This window comes from Leptolyngbya cf. ectocarpi LEGE 11479 (genome assembly GCF_015207065.1).
Classification (GTDB): domain Bacteria; phylum Cyanobacteriota; class Cyanobacteriia; order Phormidesmidales; family Phormidesmidaceae; genus Leptothoe; species Leptothoe ectocarpi.
On sequence record NZ_JADEXP010000082.1, the window covers coordinates 1 to 19,726 of the forward strand.

20 protein-coding genes are annotated in these 19,726 nt (G+C 50.2%); 12 read left to right on the plus strand and 8 right to left on the minus strand.

Annotation, left to right across the window (positions count from 1 at the left end):
* Positions 1 to 440 (minus strand): radical SAM protein (locus tag IQ260_RS11115; protein ID WP_228015863.1); only part of this gene is annotated, 440 nt, incomplete at its 3' end.
* A gap of 182 nt (positions 441 to 622) precedes the next feature.
* On the opposite strand from IQ260_RS11115, the gene IQ260_RS11120 reads away from it, so the two are divergent.
* The gene (locus tag IQ260_RS11120) at positions 623 to 1,645 is read left to right on the plus strand and encodes a glucokinase (protein ID WP_193993176.1); all 1,023 of its coding nucleotides are present in this window, start codon (positions 623 to 625) and stop codon (positions 1,643 to 1,645) included.
* A gap of 67 nt (positions 1,646 to 1,712) precedes the next feature.
* Positions 1,713 to 2,477 carry a YebC/PmpR family DNA-binding transcriptional regulator gene (locus IQ260_RS11125; RefSeq protein ID WP_193993177.1) on the plus strand — a complete coding sequence of 255 codons (765 nt, stop codon included), beginning with the start codon at positions 1,713 to 1,715 and terminating at the stop codon, positions 2,475 to 2,477.
* A 37-nt stretch (positions 2,478 to 2,514) separates the two neighbouring features.
* Here IQ260_RS11125 and IQ260_RS11130 read toward each other — a convergent pair whose 3' ends face one another.
* From IQ260_RS11130 to IQ260_RS11140, 3 genes are all read right to left on the minus strand, one after another.
* Positions 2,515 to 3,090 carry a Uma2 family endonuclease gene (locus IQ260_RS11130; RefSeq protein ID WP_193993178.1) on the minus strand — a complete coding sequence of 192 codons (576 nt, stop codon included), beginning with the start codon at positions 3,088 to 3,090 and terminating at the stop codon, positions 2,515 to 2,517.
* A 329-nt stretch (positions 3,091 to 3,419) separates the two neighbouring features.
* Positions 3,420 to 4,973, minus strand: coding sequence for a bifunctional pantoate--beta-alanine ligase/(d)CMP kinase (locus IQ260_RS11135; RefSeq protein WP_193993179.1), 1,554 nt, complete (start codon positions 4,971 to 4,973; stop codon positions 3,420 to 3,422).
* A 129-nt stretch (positions 4,974 to 5,102) separates the two neighbouring features.
* Positions 5,103 to 6,050, minus strand: a complete 948-nt coding sequence (locus IQ260_RS11140; RefSeq protein WP_228015865.1) for a septal ring lytic transglycosylase RlpA family protein — start codon at positions 6,048 to 6,050, stop codon at positions 5,103 to 5,105.
* Positions 6,051 to 6,597: 547 nt separating this feature from the next.
* Between IQ260_RS11140 and purM the strand changes: the two genes are divergently transcribed.
* Positions 6,598 to 7,680, plus strand: coding sequence for a phosphoribosylformylglycinamidine cyclo-ligase (purM, locus tag IQ260_RS11145; protein WP_193993181.1), 1,083 nt, complete (start codon positions 6,598 to 6,600; stop codon positions 7,678 to 7,680).
* A gap of 47 nt (positions 7,681 to 7,727) precedes the next feature.
* Positions 7,728 to 8,558 (plus strand): prohibitin family protein, encoded by an 831-nt coding sequence (locus IQ260_RS11150; protein WP_193993182.1) that lies wholly within the window; start codon positions 7,728 to 7,730, stop codon positions 8,556 to 8,558.
* Positions 8,559 to 8,649: 91 nt separating this feature from the next.
* Here the strand turns inward: IQ260_RS11150 and IQ260_RS11155 are convergent, their stop codons facing one another.
* A complete protein-coding gene (locus IQ260_RS11155; RefSeq protein ID WP_193993183.1) occupies positions 8,650 to 10,365 on the minus strand; it encodes a serine/threonine protein kinase in 1,716 nt (571 codons plus the stop codon).
* A gap of 305 nt (positions 10,366 to 10,670) precedes the next feature.
* Between IQ260_RS11155 and IQ260_RS11160 the strand changes: the two genes are divergently transcribed.
* On the plus strand, positions 10,671 to 11,090 hold the full coding sequence (locus IQ260_RS11160) for a HEPN domain-containing protein (protein WP_193993184.1): 420 nt from the start codon (positions 10,671 to 10,673) through the stop codon (positions 11,088 to 11,090).
* 169 nt (positions 11,091 to 11,259) lie between these two features.
* Here the strand turns inward: IQ260_RS11160 and IQ260_RS11165 are convergent, their stop codons facing one another.
* Positions 11,260 to 12,663 (minus strand): MFS transporter, encoded by a 1,404-nt coding sequence (locus tag IQ260_RS11165; protein ID WP_193993185.1) that lies wholly within the window; start codon positions 12,661 to 12,663, stop codon positions 11,260 to 11,262.
* A 145-nt stretch (positions 12,664 to 12,808) separates the two neighbouring features.
* Here IQ260_RS11165 and IQ260_RS11170 point away from each other — a divergent pair, with 145 nt between their 5' ends.
* Positions 12,809 to 13,351, plus strand: a complete 543-nt coding sequence (locus IQ260_RS11170; protein ID WP_193993186.1) for a phosphoribosyltransferase — start codon at positions 12,809 to 12,811, stop codon at positions 13,349 to 13,351.
* 40 nt (positions 13,352 to 13,391) lie between these two features.
* Here the strand turns inward: IQ260_RS11170 and IQ260_RS11175 are convergent, their stop codons facing one another.
* Positions 13,392 to 14,291 carry a LysR family transcriptional regulator gene (locus IQ260_RS11175; RefSeq protein WP_193993187.1) on the minus strand — a complete coding sequence of 300 codons (900 nt, stop codon included), beginning with the start codon at positions 14,289 to 14,291 and terminating at the stop codon, positions 13,392 to 13,394.
* A 30-nt stretch (positions 14,292 to 14,321) separates the two neighbouring features.
* On the opposite strand from IQ260_RS11175, the gene IQ260_RS11180 reads away from it, so the two are divergent.
* The 4 genes from IQ260_RS11180 to IQ260_RS11195 all read left to right on the plus strand — a co-directional run bounded on the left by IQ260_RS11180 (position 14,322) and on the right by IQ260_RS11195 (position 17,156).
* Positions 14,322 to 14,477, plus strand: coding sequence for a hypothetical protein (locus tag IQ260_RS11180; protein WP_193993188.1), 156 nt, complete (start codon positions 14,322 to 14,324; stop codon positions 14,475 to 14,477).
* Between the two features lie 120 nt (positions 14,478 to 14,597).
* On the plus strand, positions 14,598 to 15,977 hold the full coding sequence (locus IQ260_RS11185) for an MATE family efflux transporter (protein ID WP_193993189.1): 1,380 nt from the start codon (positions 14,598 to 14,600) through the stop codon (positions 15,975 to 15,977).
* 411 nt (positions 15,978 to 16,388) lie between these two features.
* A complete protein-coding gene (locus tag IQ260_RS11190) occupies positions 16,389 to 16,598 on the plus strand; it encodes a DUF2811 domain-containing protein (RefSeq protein ID WP_193993190.1) in 210 nt (69 codons plus the stop codon).
* Positions 16,599 to 16,709: 111 nt separating this feature from the next.
* The gene (locus IQ260_RS11195) at positions 16,710 to 17,156 is read left to right on the plus strand and encodes a hypothetical protein (RefSeq protein ID WP_193993191.1); all 447 of its coding nucleotides are present in this window, start codon (positions 16,710 to 16,712) and stop codon (positions 17,154 to 17,156) included.
* 1 nt (position 17,157) lies between these two features.
* Here IQ260_RS11195 and codA read toward each other — a convergent pair whose 3' ends face one another.
* Positions 17,158 to 18,417, minus strand: coding sequence for a cytosine deaminase (codA, locus tag IQ260_RS11200; RefSeq protein WP_193993192.1), 1,260 nt, complete (start codon positions 18,415 to 18,417; stop codon positions 17,158 to 17,160).
* A 131-nt stretch (positions 18,418 to 18,548) separates the two neighbouring features.
* Here codA and IQ260_RS11205 point away from each other — a divergent pair, with 131 nt between their 5' ends.
* A complete protein-coding gene (locus tag IQ260_RS11205; RefSeq protein ID WP_193993193.1) occupies positions 18,549 to 18,920 on the plus strand; it encodes a nucleotidyltransferase family protein in 372 nt (123 codons plus the stop codon).
* A 46-nt stretch (positions 18,921 to 18,966) separates the two neighbouring features.
* Positions 18,967 to 19,726 (plus strand): hypothetical protein (locus IQ260_RS11210; protein WP_193993194.1); only part of this gene is annotated, 760 nt, incomplete at its 3' end.

Genomic DNA, 19,726 nt, shown 5'->3' on the forward strand with positions numbered 1-19,726 from the left:
GAAAAAGCATGGATATGCAGCCTGGGAAATCTGTCCTTGATGGTGGCGACTAATTTTTGATAATAGGCCAGGGAGCGGCCATCTACTTTAGCCGTGGGGTTAAGGCCCCCCTGCATACAAATTTCGGTAGCCCCCTCGGTGACGGCAGCGGCAGCCTTTTCCAAAATGTTTTCCCAGCTGAGCCAGTAGGCCCCTGGTTGCCCCTGATCGCGCCGGAAGGCGCAAAAACTACAGTGTTGTTCGCAGATATTGGTGTAATTAATATTGCGATTGACTATATAAGTAACCGTGTCCCCCACCTGCTGTTGCCGGAGCCGGTCAGCTGTTGCCCGAATGGCCTCGATCGCATCGGGCGCTGTTTGCTTGAGCAGCGTTACCCCATCGGCTGGAGAAATATCCTGACCGGCCAACGCTCGGTCTAAAATGTCGGCTGTAGCCATAGTCATTGTGATCGGGGATTACACTCGCGGCAATGGGTAACAAGGCAATGGAAATAATTTCTAAAAAATTCGTCAATGTTTAGGTCGTACTGTCTATGTTCTAACACCTAGGGCCTGCTGGCCATACTCTAACGTTTACCTATCTGATTTCTACCTAACCTTGACTTTAGCCTGAGATCTTAATGATGCAACTACTAGCCGGTGACATTGGCGGAACAAAAACAATTTTGCGTTTAGTGCACTCCAGTGACAGTGTTCAAGAACCCCTCTACGAACAGCGTTACGTCAGTGGTGACTATGGGGATTTGGTACCCATGGTCAAAGACTTTTTGGCAGCGGCTCCGGTCGATGCCCAGCCCCAAGCAGCATGCTTTGCCATTGCAGGCCCCGTGGTGCATAACCGCTCTCAGCTGACCAATTTAGCCTGGTGTCTGGGTGGGGAACGCATTGCTGACGAACTGAATCTTAAGGTTGTCGAGCTGATCAATGACTTTGCTGCGGTGGGCTACGGGGTGCTGGGACTCACGCCAGACGATCTGTGTACATTGCAGACTGGCGTGCCCAACCCGAAAGCACCTATTGCCATTATTGGTGCGGGCACCGGTCTAGGGCAGGGCTTTTTGATGAACTGCGGTGGGCAATACCAAGTATTTCCCTCAGAGGGGGGGCATGTGGACTTTGCCCCCCGCTCTGAACTAGAGTTTCAGCTGCTTCACTATCTGCTAGAAAAACACTCCATTTCCCGTGTTTCTGTAGAGCGGGTGGTCTCGGGTCAGGGTATTGTGTCCATCTATCAGTTTTTACGCGATCGCAACTTCGCCACTGAGTCCGAGGAGCTAGGGCAAACTGTGCGTAACTGGGAGCAAGGTGCCGGCAAGCGCAGCGAACTACCCGACCCAGCTGCCGCCATTTCGAAGGCTGCCACCACGGATCGTCTGGCAGGTCGCACTATGGAAATTTTTATCGATGCCTATGGTGCCGCCGCCGGCAATCTGGCCCTAAATTTTTTACCCTATGGCGGTCTCTATGTGGCCGGTGGTGTGACGGCAAAAAACATGTCCTTGATCCGCGATGGTAGTTTTCTCTCGGCCTTTGGCCATAAAGGACGCATGAGCCCTCTGTTGCATGATGTGCCGGTCCATTTAGTAGCCAACCAGAGTGTGGGATTAATTGGGGCAGCGCTGCGGGCAGCACAGATTGCGTAAAGCTTTCCAATTTTCCCTCAAATCTTCTCGCTAAAATAGGGAGCTAGTATACAACAACTAAAACGCCATGGCAGGGCATAGTAAATGGGCCAATATTAAGCGTCAAAAGGCGCGGGTTGATGCGGTAAAGGGTAAAGTTTTCGCCAAGCTGTCGCGGGAGATTATCGTGGCGGCGAGACACGGCGGGGGTGACTCGGACGGAAACTTTCAGCTGCGCACGGCCATTGATAAAGCAAAGTCAGCGGGGGTGCCCAATGACAATATTGATCGTGCGATCGCAAAAGGCACCGGCAACTTAGACAGCGATGGCAACCTGGAATCTATTCGCTACGAAGGCTACGGCCCTGGCGGGGTGGCAGTACTGGTGGAGGCCCTCACCGACAACCGCAATCGCACAGCAGCAGATCTGCGAGCCGCCTTTAGCAAAAACGGGGGTAACCTGGGGGAAACCGGCTGTGTCGGCTGGATGTTTGATCAAAAGGGTGTGGTCGTCGTCGCGGGTAATCTCGACGAAGATGACCTCCTGGAAGCGGCTATTGAAGGTGGAGCCGAATCCTACGAACTGACCGAAGTGGATGAAGATACCCCCGGTGCAGAAGTGTTTTGTCTCCCCAGCGATCTAGAAACCCTCAGTGACCATCTCAAGCTTGAGAGCTATCGACTCAAAGAAATTGAGGTGCGCTGGATTCCTAGCACCACCGTAGATGTTACTGATACTGACCAAGCCAAGTCTCTGCTTAAAATGATGGATGCCTTAGAAGATCTCGACGATGTGCAATCAGTAACCGCCAATTTCGATATGGGTGAGGAGATGCTTGCGAGCGTTTTCTAAACTATTAGCTTCATCTAAACATGGAGTAGCAAGTCTCTTAGACTTTTAACCAGCTGAATATATCCCCAACCTTGAGTTGAAGGGATTGTGCGAACGCGGGAACCGGCAATGTGATGTCAGTATTTTCGAATGACTGGACTGATTTATCTGAGTCGTAGACAAAGAGACAGAATTCATCTGGATCTATCAGCCACCCCATTTCAGTGCCGTTGTCGAGACAGTGGAGAATATTACGCACTACTCTGGTATGACTCTGATTAGGAGATAAAATCTCGATTGTCCAGTCTGGATGGAGGTTGAATGCATTGGCAACGTCTCCATCCGGGTCTTGGGGAATGCGCTGATTCAGAAAAACCGCGATGTCAGGTACAATTGAACGTCCGCCAAACGTACAGCGCAATTCTGGGAATGCTTGGGCAATCTGTTTATCTTTTCGTTCATTCCTAAAGGCGGCTGTCAAAGCAAAGCTCAATTCCCGCTGCAGAATGCTGTGTTTTCCCTGCGGCATCGGTTTTTGAAAAATTAAGCCATTGATATATTCCCTGGCAGGTTTTGTTTCTGGTAATTCTAGGAATTTCTTCAGTGTGACTGATTGGGTGGGTGCCTGAACCATGGGCCGCCGTTTTTGGGGTTACTGTGTCTTCATTCTAGCTGCTCAGTTTAAAAGAAAAATGTCTGACCCCATAAAGCCCCCAGGGTCAGACAGCTCACCTGTAAAAATACGTGTGTGCAAGATTAAATTCAATCACCCAAATGCCCCCTCGGATGATTTGTAGCCTTGCCACGTATCCTTCAGAATTAGCTTTATTGTCTCTATTTTCTTGGGAGAGGGCTTCCTCGTAAACACGTAAATTAGATAGGCAATAACCTAGAACCCTGCACCAGTCTACGTGTATTTACACTAGCGCTGCAGCCGATTCTCATAGAGCAGCAGCGCCGCCGCTATTCATCTTCAGTGACAACATTCTCACTGTAGAGCGCCATCAGCTTATCCAATACATGCTCAACAGTAAGAGAGTCGGTAACAACTTCGATGGCATCATCCGCCTTGCGCAAAGGAGAAATCGCCCGCGTACTGTCTTTGTGATCTCGTTCGCTAATAGCCCGGGCTAAGTCGGTAAGCTCGGGTATGGGCTGGCTTTGGTTAGCCAAATCGCGCTGGCGACGACGGGCACGTTCTTCCACCGATGCGGTTAAAAAGATTTTGAGTTCAGCATCGGGAAACACATGGGTGCCAATGTCTCGACCGTCAGCAACAACCCCCCCCGCTAAGCCATACTGCATTTGCTGCTTAACTAGGGCCTGACGCACAGCACCCTGGGCTGCAATTGTTGACACCTGGGCCGTCACCTCCGGGGTGCGAATCACCTGGGTAACAGCGGTTCCATTCACCCAAACATCTGGGGGCTGGGGATCTGACGCTGATGTCGTGGCCACAAGTTTGATGGTGCATTTGGGCAGCAGGTCGGCAACGGCCACTGTGTCCTTAGGATCACAGCCCTGGGAGAGAACATACCAGGTAAAAGCTCGATACATGGCACCGGTATCTAGATAGAGCAGCCCCAGCTGATGGGCTAGCTGTCGGGCGACAGTCGATTTACCAGCACCAGCCGGGCCATCAATGGCAATGATGGGTTTTCGGGCTCGTAATACAACGTTATCGATTAACCGGGTAGTTCCTACAAGTGCTGCTACTGCCAACATACCAACTGTCTCAATTTTTTCTAAGGGTTCCAAGGTGTACGGATTGACCAGTTCAACATACTGAGGAACAACATCAGGTGCCGTTTCTAAGTATTCAAAGACGATACGAGCGAGGGAATGTTGCGATCGCACACCTGTTGCTTTGAACGTATACTTGGCGCTCCTTAACCCCCGATAGAGTATAACTGCTTGTTGGCGTTCCTGAGCGCTTAGATACTTATTTCTAGAACTTAGGGCCAATCCATCGACCTCCCGCACAATCGGGCAGCCGATCACCGCCCCAGGCAGGTTCAAATCATGAACTAATCGGCGGATAATAGCTAACTGCTGGGCATCTTTTTGGCCAAAATAGGAGCGCCGGGGCCGCACCAAACTCAGCAGCTTAGTTACCACCGTGGCCACACCCTGAAAATGCCCAGGGCGAAAGGGGCCACATAGCTGCTGGGTTAAGGTTGATGGCGGCACCACACTAAACAGCTGTGTAGCATCCTGAAAGTTAGGTCCGTACAGAGCGCCAGGAGTCGGCGCAAAAATACAGTCCACACCAGCGGCCTTACAAAGGCTAGCATCTGAGTCTAAAGTACGGGGATAGGCGTCTAGATCCTCGCTCGGGCCAAACTGGAGCGGATTAACAAAAATACTGACAACGACCAAATCATTGTCCCGACGGGCCCGATGGATCAGACTCAGATGCCCCTCATGCAGTGCGCCCATGGTGGGCACTAAGCCCATAGAACCTGACTGCTGTTCTAGCCAACATCGCAGCCCTTCTACCGTTTTCAGTAAACGCAAAGCTCCCCAGCAACCTCATTAGACACAAGGTTTAACGATAGCAGACCCTTAGTCGTCTACCTAAATCTCAAAAAGCATTGTGTAGAGTCGTCCCATGGAACGACTCTACACAATGCCCTCAAAGATTTTCTACTGCAGCACTTCGATTTGTACCGGTCCAACACCCGCTGACTGCAGCCCGATTTCACTAGCCGCACCCGCTGACAGGTCAATGATGCGACCATGGCTATAGGGACCACGATCGTTGATGCGTACAACCACCTGACGACCGTTGTTGAGATTGGTCACTCGCACCTGGGTGCCAAAGGGCAATGTGCGATGAGCAGCCGTCATAGCGTACTGGTTGAAGGATTCGCCACTGGCACTTCTGCGACCGTGGAAGCCAGGCCCATACCAAGAGGCCATCCCACTTTGACTAGAGCGGACAGCAGCTACCTGCTGTACTGGTGCCGCCGGAGCCGGTCTGCCAATCACCTCAGTGACGGGCTCAGTCGGACTATTCCCCAGCAGACGGCGTAGACGATTGGTGACTTGCAGAGCATTTTCTGCCTCATTTTCGGTGGCATCGGGCAGCTGCACCGTATCCCCTAGAGTTACCAGGGGGCTATCTCCCGCCATCACCACATAGCTGCCATCATCCCAATGAGCAGTGAAGGCAGCATCCTGAGCGCTCATATTCTCAAGCTGAGCAGCCATCTCTGACGCATTAGCAATGGCACCATCAGTTTGAGCCATCGGGGATGGCAGCCAACCAGACATAACCTCTGCTGAGTCGGCTGTATCAATGTAGGTTAGGACAGGAATATTTTTGACGTAAACCGTTGCGGCCTGACGCTTTTCGTGAGCGTGGGCATTGACTCGAACGGCGGTCGACGACTGAAGAAATGTCTGAAGCGTTTCGGTCGAGGACGGGTCTGAAGATGGAGAAGACTGATTAGTAAGCGAAACCTCAAAGGTCTCAGCATCGTAGCTGGTATCAAACGTTTGAGCAGTCTGGGCATTGGCCCGAGCAGAAAGGGGAAGCAGAGTAGAGAGCAGTGCAGTAGCTGCTACACGGCCAATAAAATGTCTGTTCATAAACCAGGGTGCACCAAGCATAAGCGTCTACATCGCAGAGCGAGAAGTAGCAATCTCAATGAATTGAACAAAGCAGCTTCAGGATGACGATGCATCGCGGACAACAAAAATAGGCAACGCGAAACAATCTATCACGAAGATTTTGCGATGAAAATCCGCATTACTGACCGTGGAAACGGACAATGGCCAAACAAGACAACTTCATCAACTCTTCACAGACTAGAGTTACATCTTGTAAAGACAGGTCTGTAGACGGTTTTCTAGCTGGCCTAGTGGATTAATTAGTTTTTGAAAAATTATGTATCGGTCTGCAATGATTACAGATTATTAATAGATAGTAGGGCACTATTTATCCCTTTTTAATTCTGTGAGCTCCGATTTTCTCCAGTTTTTCTGGCAGAGACGTACTTGTTGACGAACAAGTACGGTCTGACCAGGTGAGAGGCCGGGACAAAATGACCGGGGATGGGTTAGCAACATACGCCGTTTGGCACAGGAGGCCGCCCACCGTGTCGTAAAGTAATCAAGTTATTTGGCTCAGAAGGCTATGGATTATCGGCAAGCAGGTGTGGATGTTGAAGCAGGTCGTGCGTTTGTAGAGACCATCCGCAGCCTGGTGGAAGGGACTCGTCGGCCCGGTGTGTTGGGTGGTTTAGGCGGTTTTGGCGGTTATTTCGAACTGCCTGCAGGCTATCAGCAGCCGGTACTGGTGTCAGGCACCGATGGGGTAGGTACCAAACTAAAACTGGCCCATAGGCTTAATCGTCACCACACGGTGGGAATTGATTTGGTGGCGATGTGTGTCAACGATGTACTGACCTCAGGAGCTGAGCCGCTTTATTTTTTGGATTATTTGGCGACCGGGGAGCTGGCTCCTGAGCAGCTGACCCAGGTGGTGGCTGGGGTGGCCGAGGGCTGTCGTCAGTCGGGCTGCGCTCTGCTGGGGGGCGAGACAGCTGAAATGCCTGGCTTTTATGGCCCAGGCGAGTATGACATGGCGGGTTTTTGTGTGGGCATTGTGGAGAAGAGTGCTATTTTAGCGGGTGCTCAGGTGCAAGTGGGGGATGTGTTGATTGGTCTGCCCAGCAGCGGTGTGCACAGTAATGGCTACAGTCTGGTGCGCAAGATCATGGCAGAAGCACCACGACGTGAGGAATTAGCAGGCTCTGATCCAACCATTAATCAAACTGTTGGCTACAGCTGGGATGAGTACCCGCAACTGCTGGGCGGTCAATCATTGGGGGATGTATTGCTCACACCCACCCAGCTTTATGTCAAACCCATACTAGCTGCGCTTAAGAGCGGATTAGAGATTCATGCCATGGCCCATATTACCGGCGGTGGCTTTCCTGAAAATTTACCCCGCTGTCTGGGGGAAAATCAATCTATATATATAGAGAACGATAGCTGGCCAGTGTTGCCTATTTTTAAGTGGCTGCAGGCGGCGGGCGATGTGGCCTGGGCGGAAATGTTTAAGACGTTCAATATGGGGATTGGTTTTGTGGTGGTGGTACCGGCTGCGCAGGCCGAGGCGGCATTAACCCATTTCCCATCGGCCTACCGCATTGGCACCGTTATTGACGGTACCATTGACGGAAATGGAGTGGTCACTGGATTGCCGGAAGGTTAGGATACTTTGGGAAAAGAAAATACTATACCCACTCGGAGGAATTGATTTTGAGCGCTCGGACGGGTAGCTGGCAGCCAGCTGCGATCGCACTTTTGGCCATTATTACCGGCCTCATTTTGACCAGTACCCTAGTTGTTATCAACCCTGGTCAGGCCGGTGTATTAAGCATTTTAGGAAAAGCTCAAGATGCCCCCCTATTGGAGGGGATTCACATCAAACCGCCCCTGGTTTCCTTTGTGGATATTTACGATGTTACGGTTCAAAAATTTGAGGTACCCGCTGAAAGTTCCACCAAGGACCTGCAGGACCTCAGAGCTAGATTTGCCATTAACTTCCGGCTAGATCCAGCCAATATTGTCGAAATTCGCCGAAAACAGGGCACCCTGGCCAACGTCGTCGCCAAGATCATTGCCCCCCAAACCCAGGAATCCTTCAAAATCGCTGCTGCTCGCCGCACAGTTGAGGAGGCCATCACCCAAAGGACCAAGCTGAAGGAAGACTTTGATGATGCCCTCAGCAGTCGCTTAGAAAAGTACGGCATTATCATCCTCGACACCAGTGTGGTAGATCTCTCATTTTCTGAGGAATTTGCCCGAGCGGTGGAGCAAAAACAAATCGCTGAGCAAAGTGCCCGTCGGGCCGTATATGTAGCTCAGCAAGCAGAGCAGGAAGCCCAGGCCGAAATCAACCGAGCCAAGGGCCGCGCCGAAGCCCAGCGGCTGTTGGCAGAAACCCTGAAAGCTCAGGGGGGACAGCTTGTTCTACAAAAGGAAGCGATCGAAGCTTGGAAAGATGGCGGTTCCCTGGTCCCTCGTGTGTTGGTAATGGGCGATAAGGGCGGCGGCGTACCGTTTATTTTCAACATGGACAAGGAATAGGCCAAACGGCATTATTTGCCAATCGTTTTGCCCAATATTCCAACCCCATCGTAGGGTCGTTCCATGGAACGACCCTACGATGGGGTTTTGGTTATCGCACGTAGATATGAATAAATCCGTTGTTATTGCGTTCGATGCTACCGGTCAACCCATCTAGCTCAAATGGATATTGCTCTACCTCTCCGGTACGGACTTGCTCTAAACCGGCTTCGATAGCTCGGGTAGACTGGCCGTTGAGCATGCCTGTGAGCACGACCCGCATGATTAGCCGGTCGTAGGATGGGGCAAATGCGGCTTCAGCCTGCTGGACAGTATCGCCAGCGGCATCGTAAACATAGGCCACTGAAGCACGATTGGGATCGAGTTCGTAGACCGCAGTGGTAGCCGATGGGGAGACTGACCGCCGGGTGGGTGCCCCCAGACGATTGGTCACAGCAGCAGCAGCGGTCCCAGGGGCAAATCCAGGCACTGGGACCACCCCGCCGCCGCCCCCGGCAGCAGCCGTGTTAGGGTTGCCGCTGTTGCTTAAGATCAACGGTGGAGCAGCGATAGTCGGCGTTGTCTCCTCAGGGACAGTAGCGGGCTCGCTGTCTGGCGGATCATCGGGGATCTCCGACGGACTATCATCCTGCTGGGGTAAGGCTATCTCCGGTAGTTTAATCTCTGGGATCGATACCTCCGGTAGCTCTGCTGTTCTTTCTTTTAAATTAGCTAGGCCCTGCTGAGCGGCTGTATAGACCCGATAGCCAACAAACCCTAGCCCTGCGAGAAACCCCAATAGTATGAGCGACAGCAGCGTTTTGATCAGACCGGGTCCCTGGGACTTAGGGCGTTGATCAATCTGTTCTTCATCAAAGGACTGGGCGGCTTCCGTCTGGGTATAGTCCAGGCCATAGCCAGAGGGCATTCTCGGGGCAACAACCTGGGTGGCCTGGGTGGTTGAGCGCCGTGTCTGGCGTTTTTGACGGCCGCTGGCAGAGGTCTGGGCTATTTGATCTTTTGTTTGATCTAACAACCTGAGCCAGGTGGCAATAGATTGGGGGCGCTCGGCTAGCTTCAGGGCCATGCCCTGGAGAATGGCTTGCTCAGTGCCTGGGCTCAGGTGAGGGTTGAGCTGTCGAGGCGGGGGGAGCGGATGGTGCGATCGCACCACAGAGGCCACCGGCACTTCCCCTGTAACCGCAGAATAGAGCGTCGCCGCGAGTCCGTAAACATCTGAGGCCGCCGAACGTCGGGCTTTAGGCAGATACTGCTCTAAAGGAGCATAGCCTTCGGACACTAGGTTGGTATGGGTTTGAGTCTGACCGCTGACCAATTCGCGAGCAATGCCAAAATCAATCAAAATCGCATTGCCATCATCGATCATGATGTTTTGGGGCTTGACATCTCGATGGAGCAGCCCCTGACCATGAACCGTTTGTAGCGCCTGGGCAATTTGTCGAATGTAGTGCAGCGCCCGCTCTTCTGACAGCGGCCGCCGAGGAAAAATCAGCGCCGATAGGGGCTGGCCTGGAATAAAATCCATCACCAGGTAGGGCTGCCCCGCCTCCACAAAAAAGTCGGTGACCTTGACAATATTGGGATGCTGACACTGGGCCAGGCGACGAGCTTCGGCTTCAAATTGCTGTAGCTGTCGAGCTAGCTCTGGAGTCCGTTCTGAGTAGTGTAGTGTTTTGATCACCACCCGCTGATTTAAGGGATGTCGGATAGCCCGATAGGTAACCCCAAACCCGCCACGCCCCAACTCGTCTTGAATCGTATACTTGCCGTTTTGGAGACTGGCACCTACCAGATTTATGCTGCCCACCCTGTCACTCCGCGTGATTTCACAAGATCACCTCATAGCATAAAATTTCCTTGATTGCATGATATTAGCGACAGCCAGAAAACTGGGCCATAGTTATTGATAACGAGGGTCCTGAAAAAGATACTACCGGGTATCTTGGCCGATTTATATCCCCTGAGGTCAGGTTGCATATACCCTCTGAAAACCTTCAGCAGGTTAAGCACCCATACGATATATCTTTAAATAAGGCTTTAGTATTGGTGTAAATCTATGCTTTAATGTCCGCTGGGACGGATCCTTTCAGCATCTTTCGGAGTTCTCTATCCATGAAGTCTGAGCAAAAACAGCGCCTTCTCACTGCGAAAGAAAATATCAAGGCAGCTCAGCTACTGGCCCATAGCCATTTTTACAACATTTCTATTTCCCGTGCTTACTACGCCATGCTGTATGTGGCCGAAGCCTTGTTGTTAGACAAATCAGCGGCCATACCCACACAACACGAAGCCGTCTGTAGTTTGTTTGCAGAAAAGTTTTCAGAACAGAGTCCTCTGTTTCAACCCTACGGCAGCTATCTGAATGAGGGCTTAGAGGCCAGATTTAGGGCAGATTATTCCCATGGGGAAAAAGCCACCCTGATCGATGCGAAACAACACATTAATCGGGCCAAGGTGTTTCTAGATTTAGCCAAGCACTACCTTTGTACAGAGATAGTCTCTGTGGAACGCACTAAAGTTGGTGTCAAATAAATAGCTAAGCGTAAACGTTTCTAAGGTCGCGGGTTTTGACTACGCTCAACCCGCTAAATGTTACTGTTTTCGAAAACTGAGGGCTGAGGGCTGAGCGTAGTTGAATTAAGAACTGAGGGCTGAGCGCAGTCGTTCGCGTTAGCGTCTCCAACGGAGAAGCCCGGTCTACTCAATCAGCTGCCTGTTTACGACGCTCGGCCAGCTTGAGTAAGGTTTCAGCATGGCTAGCTTTGGTAATCGGGTAAAAGTAGGCTAATACCATGCCACACACCAGCAATATCAAGGGTACGGGTCCCATAAAAAAGCGAATTGCCCATAGGGCAGACTCCGGTTGGTTAGCCGCTTCTTTAATAAAGCCAGAGGTTTGCAGGGCTAAGCTCACCAGAAAAATCCCGACCGCCAGTCCCATTTTTTGCAACAGCGTCATAAAGGCATAAAAAGCGCCTTCTCGCCGCTGTCCGGTATTGAGTTCGTCTAACTCAATCACATCAGGCAAAATTGACCAGGGCACCACGTAAGCGGTGGCGACACCAAAGCTGGCGACTACGCACAGACCATAGAGGGCGCTAAACTGCCCCGGCTGTAGAAAGAATAAAGCGATCTGCACGACAATCCAAATGCCGCTGCCGAGAAAATATAGGCCTTTTTTACCAATTCGTTTAGCTAAAAGATTGCAGACAACCATCATGATGATGGCCGTACCCTGGACCAACAGCGCGGCTAAAAAGTAATCGTCAGCCCCCATCCAAAAGGTGACGTAAAAAGGAATTATTGTGGCGGTAATTTGCAAGGCTAACCATGAAAACAGGTAGATGCCCACGACAAATAGAAAGGGGCGGTTACTAAAAACAATCTTGATCTGCTGAAAAAACGAACCGCCTTCTGCATCGGTGTAATTGAGCGATCGCCCACGATAGGTGGCCTGTCGTTGGTAATGGGGAAAGGTGCCAAAGACACACCAGAAAAGAGTAATGATGGAAATCACTCCACCCAGTGTGCCCAGGATTTGGTACTGTTGCTGGGGCTCGGCCACCAGCTGGCTGACCACCAGCCCCAAGGCCAGAACTAATACGGCACCCGCTAAGGAAAACGACAGCCGAAACGATGTCAGTTCCGTACGTTCGTCATAGTCCTCGGTCATTTCTGCCGTCAGCGTGGAGTAGGGTAGATTAGTCGTAGTAAAAAAGACTTGAAATATGACGGATACGGCGACGTAATACCAAAACAGGGCAATCTGGCTGCTAAATCCAGGGACAATCCAATTTAGGTAAAATGTGAGGCCAAACGGGATCGCCGTTAGGGCGATCCATGGGTAGCGTCGTCCCCAGCGGGTGCGGGTGCGATCGCTAAGTATGCCGACAGCCGGATCGTTAACCGCATCCCAAATTTTACCAATCAGTAACACCGTGCCTGCGGTCAAGGGCTCTAGGCCAGCCACATTGGTTAAAAAAATCAAAAACGAAAACGCCAGCAAATTAGACGTTAGACCGGCCCCCATATCCCCAGCTCCATAGGCCAGCTTTGTTGACCACGTTAGTTTTGGTGGGGACTGCGGTTTGCCTAAAGTTTCCATAGGGTGGGGAGATTGGTTGTAGTTATTAAAACATCTGTAGAATGGGGCTCAACCGTGGCTGTACCGTCACACTAAACGGCACACGATAGCAACGCCGACGTTATATTATTGCCCTATTTGTGTCGTTCCTCATTTACCGTTGCCCATGTCTGCCTCCTCTGATCTAGCAGCTGTCAATTCTTCCACCGATTTGTATGTTTCTTGGTCAGATTATTACCAAGCCATTGAAAAATTAGCCGTCGCTATTCACCACTCAGGATGGCAGTTTAATCAGATTGTCTGTCTAGCTAAGGGCGGTTTACGAATTGGAGATATCCTCTGTCGCATTTATGATCAGCCTTTAGCGATTTTGTCAACGTCCTCCTATGGCGGTGAGGGCAATCGTACCCGAGGGGCCATTACCTTCTCTAGAGATCTGAGCATGACCACAACAAATCTCGGAACCCATGTGCTTTTGGTGGATGATTTGGTGGATTCAGGCCAAAGTCTACAGCGCAGCATGCGCTGGTTAGAGCACCGCTATGGTTTTTACATTGACGAAATGAGAACTGCTGTTCTTTGGTACAAAGAGTGTTCTGTTATTAAGCCCGACTACTATGTTGACTATTTAGACAGCAACCCATGGATTCATCAACCCTTTGAAAAGTATGAGGAGATGACCATCGACACACTGGCCAAACAGCCATAGATATGGCTATCACACCAGACGGCAAAAGTCTTTCCAGACTTTAAGATACGGTGCAATAAGTGCTTAAAAAGTTAAGAAAAACCTGCACCCGAGGAGATAGATTACGGCGGTGGGTAAAAACAGCCTGAGTCGATAACCCAAGGGGTAACTGGTCTGGAAACAAGGAAATAAGTTGCTGAGTTTCCAACTCTTTTTCAACTTGAAAACTCAGCAAACGAGCAATTCCCATACCTGACAGTGCTGCATTTTTGAGGGCTTCACCACTGTCAGAGTTCAAATAACCACTGACGGGAATGGAGTGCCAACTGCCATCAATCAAAAACTCCCAAGGCAGAGGGTGTCCGTCAAAGATATACCGCATGCAGTTGTGATGCACCAAGTCAGCTGGAATCTTGGGGGTACCCTGAGCATCTAGATAGTCAGGTGAAGCACATAAAATAAACTGAGCCCGTCCTAAATGCCTGCGGATCAAGCTGGAATCTTCTAAGTCACCCAGCCGAATCGCGACATCAATGCCCTCAGCGGCTAAATCAACTAGACGATCGCTGATGCGTAAGTCCACCTGAATCTCTGGGTACTGGGCTAAAAATGTGGGCAGTGTTTGGACTAAAAGGCTTTGACCAAAATCAAGCGAGGCACTGACCGTGAGTTTGCCTCGGGGCTTCTTACCACCGGAAATAATGCTGTCATTGGCGTCATCCAGTTCCTGAAGCAATCGGGCTACTCGTTCATAGTAGGTGATGCCCTCGGCGGTCAGACTTAGGGAGCGGGTTGTGCGCTGCAATAAGCGTACTCCCAGTCGATCTTCCAACTTGGCCACGCGCTTACTAATAGCTGATGGGGTAGTGCCCAGGGAGCGAGCAGCAGCGCTAAAGCTAGCTGCCTCAACACTTTCGACAAAGGCAATCAGTTCGGGTAGTTGATTTAAAGCCTTCAACATTGATCCAGTATTTATTCCCTATGGGCACAAGTGTTATGCCAGTATACGGTCTTCTCTTCTAAAGAAGCACAGATTAAGCTGAGAATAGCCAGTTGGGGAGATACGATATCGATGGATACTGACCGGGTTGTCATTGTTACTGGCACCACCCTAAAAATGGATGAGGCGCGCTCCATGGCCATTTGAATGGCTGTGGTCACGGCTAGTTCATAGCTTTGATAGATCGGCCTCAAGCAATAGATAGATCTGACCCCCTGTATTTCTTACAGTGGTCCTATCACCACACTTTTTAGCATCGCCCTACCCATGACCGTTAGCCATCTAAAACATTCTCTGCGCACTGAAGTGCGGGAGTTTGTTAAATTAGCAATTCCCTTGATTAGCGCTCAAGTGGCCCAGTCGGCAACCGGATTTGCCGACACCATCATGATGGGTCGCATGGGAGCCGATGTGCTAGCGGCAGGGGGGCTCGCCGCGATTATTTATATGGTGATCATGACAGCGACCAGCGGTGTGGTCATGGGGGTAAGCCCACTTGTGGCAGCAGCCTTTGGCGCAGGTCAAAAAAGTCAGATTGAACAGGTGGCCCGCCAGGGACTGTGGCTAGCAGTGCTGATCGCCATTCCCGCCATGGTGATGACTGGAAATCTGGATGAATGGATGCTCCGGGCGGGTCAAAGTCCCAGTGTTGTTGCTTTAACTGATACCTATCTCAAAATTATCCTCTGGAGTTTTTTACCCATGACTGGGTTTACAGCTCTGCGCTCTACAGTATCAGCGCTGTCTCAAGCTAAGCCAATCATGGTGATTATCATGGTGGGCACCGTATTTAATATTGTTGGTAACTATCTCCTAGGGTTTGGCAAGTGGGGACTGCCCCCTATGGGATTGGCGGGTCTGGCCCTGGCAACAATGTTGACTTGGTGGGGTATGTTTACTGCCCTAGCACTGTACGTGTTGTTACACCCAACACTACAGGACTATCGAATTTTTCAAACGCTGCATCGCCCCAGGCTGCGTACTTTAAAGCAGTTAATCTGGGTGGGGGTACCCATTGGTATTTTCTCTGCGTTAGAGTCAGGCTTTTTTCTGACAATTATGCTGTGGATGGGCCGTTTGGGGACGGCTACGCTGGCAGCGCACCAGGTCATACTACAAACCATTGTGGTAGTGTTTATGATCCCTCTGGGCATCTCGTTTGCAACTACGGTACGGGTGGGTCAGTGGTTTGGTCGGCGCGATTGGGTGGGGATGCAACAGGCGACCTGGGTGAGTATGGGACTGACTACGGTTTCCATGATGGGGGTATCTCTGGCATTTTTGTTGTTTCCTAAACAGATTGTTGGGATTTATCTGGATGTGAACAGTCCTGAAAATGCCGAGATTGTGGCATTGGCCATCCCGCTGTTGACGATTGCGGCAATTACCATGGTCCTAGATGGTCTACAGAAGGCCGTATATGGTGCGCTACAGGGCCTTCAGGATACTCAGGTGCCAATGGTCTTAAACGTGCTGGGTTTTTGGGGAGTGGGACTTTCGGTCAGCTATGCCCTAGGGTTTCAGCTGGACATGGGAAGTCGCGGATTGTGGATCGGCCAGTCAGTTGCGATCGCAACCGTGGCCATCCTCTTTAGCGGGCGACTTTATCAGCTGCTGGGGCGAGGCAAACAGCACGTCGTCCCTTAAATCCGCAGCAGCACCATTAGATTTGCTGATGGTGCTGCTAAAAATGGAATCAAGTCTCTATCAATCGACTAATCAATATAGTTTTTAACATGAGGAGGGATTTTCCCCAGATCTTTCCTCAGTTTTTCCACACAGTGGGAGGGGTTTTCCACAGGGTAAGACGATAGCTCAGCAAATAGTAGGGCTCTGTGGAAAACTATAATGTCGCCAGAACCAGGTTCGTTTTGTAACGGCCTGTAAAAAAAAACTAGACCAAACCCTGATTATCTCGTAAATCAAAAATTTTTATAACGGAGCCATCCAAACTGAGAGCCATTGCGAATTAATGTCGTCTCCTGCACAATAAAACCCACTGCCATTCAGGGTTGCCCCAGCCGGAACCGGACCATTAAAAAACGCCCTATATTTATTATGACTCCAGTTAGTACACCAACAACCGTTAGCCTTTTAGTCGAGATTCCCGAAGACCTCCACCTATCAATTCAGACCTATTTAGACGTTCATGAAAAGTGGAGTCAGGAGCGGATGATGCAGGCAGCACTTTCTCTGTTTTTGCTACAGAATGGTGTGAATCAACCCCATATCAACAGCCTTTATCTAGATAGTTTGTTTGCTGCGTAGATGAATCTGGCATTGCTGCTTCTCCTTAATCTCGGGTCGCGGGGTCCGAGATTTTTCAGTTTATAATAGGGTATTGCCGTTGCTGATCTACTACATTTTAAGGAGACACTGATGAGAGCTAAGTCCTGGTCTTTACTACCCTTGTTTTTTCTAGCAACAGCATCATCAGTACTCACTGCCCAGCAGCAGCCCCTCTCAGCGCAGCCAGTGTCGCCTCCGATGATGACGATTCCCATCCAGCAAGAGGAGATTACTGTTCGACTCGTCAATGAGACGACAGACTTTGTTACCTATGAAGCATTAGGAGATACCCAGCCCCGTACCCTCACAGCAGGAAATGAGATTATCCTGCAAAATCTTAATACCCCGGCTTCGCTAACCTTTTTCTATCGAGATATCCCGAAGGATCGGCAGATCGGGGACGGCTTACTACAAGCCGTGTTGGACGTGGATAATGACACGGGCATTCTCACCATCGTGATTCGCCCCACAACAAGTCTGGATGCAGATGTGAGTAACATCACCATTGAGCCCAATGGCAATGTGTTTGTGTTCTAAACTAGCCCACCTGCCGCTGCCACTTAACCTGTGGTGCCCTAGTCTCCACCAGCAGCTGACCACGAGAAATCACATGGCTGACGGTGGCGCGACAGCGGATGGCCTCATACTGATCGCCGCTGTCCAACACAATCAGGTTGGCAGGTTTACCCACCGCTAGACCGTAGCTGTCCTGCAGGTTAAGGGTACGGGCACCGTGGGTAGTGGCCATGTCATAGCAGGCTTTGAGTTCTTCAAGGCCGGTCATCTGGCACACATGAACCGCCATGGAAACAACGTCCAGCATGTTACCGGTGCCGAGGCTGTACCAGGGGTCTTGGATGCAGTCATTGCCAAGGCTAACGTTGAGCCCTGCCTGCCACAGCTCTTTGACACGGGTGAGACCGCGCCGTTTGGGATAGGTATCGGTGCGGCCCTGGAGGGTGATGTTGATTAGTGGGTTGGCGATAAAGTTGATTTTAGACTGTTTTAGAAAGCCCATGAGTTTGAAGGCATAGGCGTCGTTATAGGAGCCAAAGGCGGTGGTGTGGCTGGCGGTGACTTTTTCTTTCAGGCCAGTTCGCAAAGCGCAAGCAGAAACAACTTCAAGAAAGCGGGACTGATCGTCGTCGATTTCATCGCAGTGGATGTCGATCAGGCGATCATATTTCTGGGCTAGCTCAAAGATGCGGTGGACCGAGCGGACACCGTCTTCGCGGGTGAGTTCGTAGTGGGGGATGCCACCAACGGCATCGGCTCCTTGTTTGATGGCTTCTTCGATCAGATCGTTATTTTTAGGACTACCGTAAATGCCATCCTGGGGAAAGGCAACAACTTGCACTGTAATCCAGTCTTTGACCGCATCACGGACTTCGAGCAGACTCTGCAGGGCGGTAAGGCTAGCTTCACTGACGTCGATGTGGGTGCGGACAAAGAGGGTGCCCTGGCTGGCCATGAGTTTGAGGGCTGCGATCGCACGTTTTTTGACGTCGTCTTTGGTGAGGGTGCGTTTGCGATCGCGCCAAATCTCGATACCTTCAAACAGGGTGCCGCTTTGGTTATGGCGGGGTTGGCCTGCGGTTAGAGCAGAGTCTAGATGAATGTGGGATTCGACGAAGGGGGGACTGACGAGTTTGCCGGTGCAGTCGATTTCGGTGGGGGCGGTGAGGTCTAGGTGGGGCTCAATGGCGATGATGGTGGAGTCTTCAATGGCGATGTCGGCTGTACTATCTTTGAGGCCATCGTCTAAGGCACAGTTTCTGAGGATAAGGGTGGGAGTCATGGGTCAAACAGGCAATATTCTGACAGTTGCTTAGAAAAGATATAGCTTGATAACCGTCATCCCTGCAGTACCAAGATTAGCAGTGGGAACATCGACTATCATGGTGTCTAAGACCTCTGCTATTAAGATGAATGGCCAAAACAGCCTTAGAACTTAGCCCGGAGGAGTGGAAGCAGTTTTCACTACCTCAGCGGTCTATAACGCCAGAAGTTAAGGCGCGCTGGGAGCAGGCTTGGGACTTGATTCCAAAATTGGCAACGTTGCTACGGGAAGAGTACGGGGCTAAGCAAGTTCAGGTCTTTGGCTCAGCTATCAAGTTAGAGTATTTTTCGATGACTTCAGACATTGATTTAGCGGTTTGGGACATGCCTGCTAGTCAGTATTTCTTAGCAGCAACTGCCGCTGATGAGCTTGATGAGGCGTTTAGTGTGGATGTTGTTGATGTCAGATTCTGTCGTCCGAGCTTACTAGAGGTCATCCAGGCAGAAGGCATTGATGCATGACCGGGAATAATTTTCTGGCTTTTCTACTCTTGACCTAGATTAAATAATGACTAATCGCAACAGACAAAAAGACGAGTTGCTTAAGTTCCTGGGAAAAACAGGAGAAAGAATTAGTGCGGTTTTTGCTTTTATTGCTAGCGTTGATGCATCTCTAAGTATTCTTATAAGTGGTTTTCAAGGTCATTTTATAAATCTCTTGATCTCTGGAGCGATACTATTACCACTCTTGGCTTGTTTCTACTTTGCTTTTGTTTGGAAGCCTCAAGAAGAAAACACAATTGAAAACGATAGTATTTTATACTTACCTAACAACCCAAGAGAGAAGAAATCTAATATTAAAACTACAAAGCGAGTAAAGAAACTGGCTTCTGCTGGAATCGTAATCATTGCCTTACTACTTCTAATCGATTTGGTTGGTTTAGTTTCTATGCAAAAATCTTTCCTGTGGAAAAGTTTTTACTTAAGCAAGCTTAACTCAAAGCCTATTCCTGAGTTTGTTGAAGAATGTTCTAATGCAAAACACAGTATAAGAATTAAGTATCCTCAGTCCTGGAGCTGCCTAAACTCAGAAAATCCATTAACAAAAACGATTTTTGTACTAAATCCTGAGTTCAAAGAATCATCAACTAAGAATAAAGTTAAACTCATAGTCAAATCATATTCAGTACAATCCTCACAAACCTTGGATCAGCTCCTTACCGAGCAACTAGCCATAGTAGAACAAAGATTAGACAAGTTTGAGCCAACCAAAACTTATGAGATAGTATTTCTTGGCCAAAGAGGCTATAAAGTTGAATATACTGCTG